At 59.2% G+C, this 3,163-nt stretch carries 4 protein-coding genes; 1 reads left to right on the top strand and 3 read right to left on the bottom strand.

Annotated elements, in window-relative coordinates; all coding sequences use genetic code 11:
• The first annotated feature begins 123 nt into the window (after positions 1–123).
• On the top strand, positions 124–1,089 hold the full coding sequence (mobQ, locus tag THS27_RS25990; protein ID WP_168185025.1) for a MobQ family relaxase: 966 nt from the start codon (positions 124–126) through the stop codon (positions 1,087–1,089).
• Between the two features lie 2 nt (positions 1,090–1,091).
• Here the strand turns inward: mobQ and THS27_RS25985 are convergent, their stop codons facing one another.
• The 3 genes from THS27_RS25985 to THS27_RS25975 are packed head-to-tail and all read right to left on the bottom strand — an operon-like array spanning position 1,092 to position 2,580.
• Positions 1,092–1,355 (bottom strand): type II toxin-antitoxin system RelE/ParE family toxin, encoded by a 264-nt coding sequence (locus THS27_RS25985; RefSeq protein WP_210403028.1) that lies wholly within the window; start codon positions 1,353–1,355, stop codon positions 1,092–1,094.
• Positions 1,356–1,372: 17 nt separating this feature from the next.
• Positions 1,373–1,657 (bottom strand): CopG family ribbon-helix-helix protein, encoded by a 285-nt coding sequence (locus THS27_RS25980; protein WP_085595884.1) that lies wholly within the window; start codon positions 1,655–1,657, stop codon positions 1,373–1,375.
• Between the two features lie 29 nt (positions 1,658–1,686).
• On the bottom strand, positions 1,687–2,580 hold the full coding sequence (locus THS27_RS25975) for a replication initiation protein (RefSeq protein WP_085595882.1): 894 nt from the start codon (positions 2,578–2,580) through the stop codon (positions 1,687–1,689).
• Positions 2,581–3,163 lie beyond the last annotated feature (583 nt).

Here is a 3,163-nt window from a genome sequence, read left to right as displayed (position 1 = left end):
CCTTAAACTCCCTTTCAAAGAATGAGAAAGAGCGCACTTATACATTGCTGCGCAATGTGTGCGATCTCAACAGGGGGAATCCCCCTAGCGCGACGCGCTTACCCCTTAAGGACGACAAGGAAAATGGCGACCTACCATTGCAGCGTTAAAGTTATCTCCAGAGGCAAAGGCCAAAGCGCCATCGCCTCCGCTGCCTATCGGGCAGGGGAGAAACTTCACGACCTGCAAACGGGCGAGGTGCAGGACTATTCCCGCAAGCAGCATGTTGAGCATTCCGAGATCATGACCCCGGACGGTGCCGCCGACTGGACCAAAGACCGCGAACAGCTTTGGAACCGGGTCGAACAAGCCGAACGCCGGAAGGATGCCCAGCTTGCCCGCGAGGTCGAAGTTGCCTTGCCACGGGAAATTCCAGCCGAGGCCCGCCGTCAGTTGGTGCGGGAATTTGTCCGAGACGAATTCACCAACCGGGGCATGGTGGCCGATGTTGCCATTCATTGCCCGGATGCCAGCGACGGGCGCGAGCAGCCGCACGCCCATATCATGCTGACCCTTCGCCCTATCGAGGGCGACGGCTTCGCCGCCAAGAAAGACCGCAGTTGGAACGACAAGGAGCTTGTCGAAACTTGGCGGAAATCTTGGGCCGAACGGGTGAATTCAGCTTATCAGGCGCATGACCTGGCGCTTGAGGTTGATCATCGCAGCCATGCGCGGCGCGGCATCGATGAGGCCCCGACCATTCATCTGGGGCCATCAGCTGCGGCGATGGAACGGCGCGGCATCAAGACCGAATTAGGGGACATGAACCGGATGAGGATTGCGGCCAACCAAGCGATGCAGCAAGCGCGGCAGATGGTGGAGCGCTTGACGGCCAAGGCGAAAGAGGCGGCCAGCCAGGTCATGGACCGTGGAGCACGGATCATGGCCGAGCTGGCGCAGATCGACACGGGCAAGCTGGATGATGCCCTACAGATCAGGCAGGCCGAGAAGATCCTTCAGGAACGCAAGAAGCAGCGCGAGCAGGAGCGGAAACCGGAGAGGAATCGAACCCGTGGCCGAGGTCGTGGTGGGCCTGAATTCGGGATGTAGGTTTAAGCAAACCCAGCCTCCCGGCCATGCCGTACAGCCAGAACAACAACCGTGTCACCATCAAAACGATAAAGGGCGATGTAGCCATCTCGGCCGAAGTCGATCAGCCATTCCCGTAATTCCATGTCAGTCGGATTGGTCGGCCGACCTGCCTCCGGTTGTTCCGCTAAAATCCGAACACTTGCCCGTATGGCCCGAACGGCCCGTGTTGCGGCATTCGGGTTTTTCGATGCCAAGAAGCGATAAAGCCGTTGAACGTCGCTCACAGCCTCCGGCGACCATTTCAACGATGGCACTTCGGCGGCTCCACATCGTTCCCGGCTTCCAATTCGGTTAGCCACGCTTCAACCTCTTCGCCAGTCACATGCAGGCCGGTGGCTTGGTATTCTTCCCAAGCCTTGCGGGCATCGTCGTAGAAGGCTTGGCGCTTTTCCTCGCGTTCGACGTATTGGCCAATCGCTTCGCGCATCAGCCAGTGCGGCTTGCGGTGGCGAGCATCGGCCAACCGTTGGAGCCGTTCTTTCACGTCGGGTTCTAGCTTCACGCTGGTGGCACTGGTGGCGGACATCGTTATTCACTCCAAAGTAATACTTTTTACTACTCTACAGAGGAGAGAGGCAGGGAGGCAAGGCTTTCCTCGATCTCCCGGCGCAAAGTCGCTTGCTCCTCGGCGATCTGTTCAACCGTTCCTTGACGGCGGGCCTTGCGTCCGGGGCGTGGGCGGGCCTGTTCGGCGGCGGCTTCCTTGATTTCCTTGTCGTCTTTGCACCAGCAGGCCAACCGGACGGCCACCACGGTACGACCCCGTTTCACGGGCTGCCAGTCGATCCGCACTCCGGTCAGGTGGTTGACCTCGGCAACGGCGGGTTCGAGGACAACCCGTTTGAAATCCTGCCAGCGGCGGAGACTGGGGGCCGTCACGCCTAACCGTTCGCGTAGCTCATGCAGGGGCCAGTCCCTTGACACCTCGCGCCGTCCGGCATGGAGGGCGGCAAGCTGGTAGAGCCAAGGCGAATACTTGCATTCCATGGCGTAGACGGCGCGGGCGCTGATCGCGGCCCAGTGGTGTGAGTTCTTGACCAATTGCCTGACGCCGTTGCTGTAGCGCCATTTGATTTCCGCTGCGTCAGTGTCCAGGGGGCGGTCGATATCAGCCACCAGAACGGTACTCTTGCGGCGGCGTAGCCCGCTGCGATCCACATAAGTCAGGCTGATCGTGGTCTGGTGCAGCTCCTGGACGATCTCTTCAAGCTCGTGGCTGCTTTGGTGCCAGCCCTTTACGATTTCGCGGAGGGGTGCCGTGTGCTCAATATCATCAAGTATCTGCGCTCCGGCATGGTCCAGCATGGCAACCCATGCCTTTGCAGCCCGCAAGGACAGGCCAGCACCTTTCGGAAAGTGCATGTCCACCAGTTCGCCGGCAACGATCAATTCCCGATCCTTGGCGGCGGTGATGACATCAATCGTTTTGGTGCGTTTGTTTTCTTTCAATGGCTTAAATGGTACTTCGGCTACAGATTGCGGGCATAAAAGGGAGTTTATAAGAAGATAGCTCCCCGGTCAATCACCCCCCGCGCCTGATTCCTCCCTTTTCGCGCCTGATTCCTCCCTTTTCGCGCCTGATTCCTCCCCGATTGAGCCTGATTCCTCCCTTTTAAGCGCGTAACTAATTGAAAATAAATGACGATTCGGCCCTGAATCTGGAAACTAGAATCTTAGAAACAGGGCGAAAGCCGTTTTGCCTGTGGATAACTTCGATTTTAGTGCCGTTTGAGAGAGGCCGCGGGGGGCTGCACCCCCCCTGTCCTCGCCTTCGGCTCGCGACCTCGACCCCCCTGTGGGAGGGCAGGCCCTCCCCCCGCCCTTGCGGGCGGCTCCCCCCTCCCAATGGCTTAGCAAAGGGGTTACGGAACCTCTCGCCAGCAGACAAACGCACCCTCTTGGCGCTGTCCCCACTGTCCGCCAAGGTATTCGCATCCAATCTCTGTGCTCATGGTCAGACCGGAACGGACCACCGTGACACCCCCTGCAAAGCCGCTGAGAAGCCCCAGGAGCGCGATTAAGGCAATTAGGG

Source organism: Thalassospira sp. MCCC 1A01428 (assembly GCF_002115825.1).
In the GTDB taxonomy this organism is placed as follows: domain Bacteria; phylum Pseudomonadota; class Alphaproteobacteria; order Rhodospirillales; family Thalassospiraceae; genus Thalassospira.
This window is presented reverse-complemented; position numbering and strand designations above follow the sequence as displayed.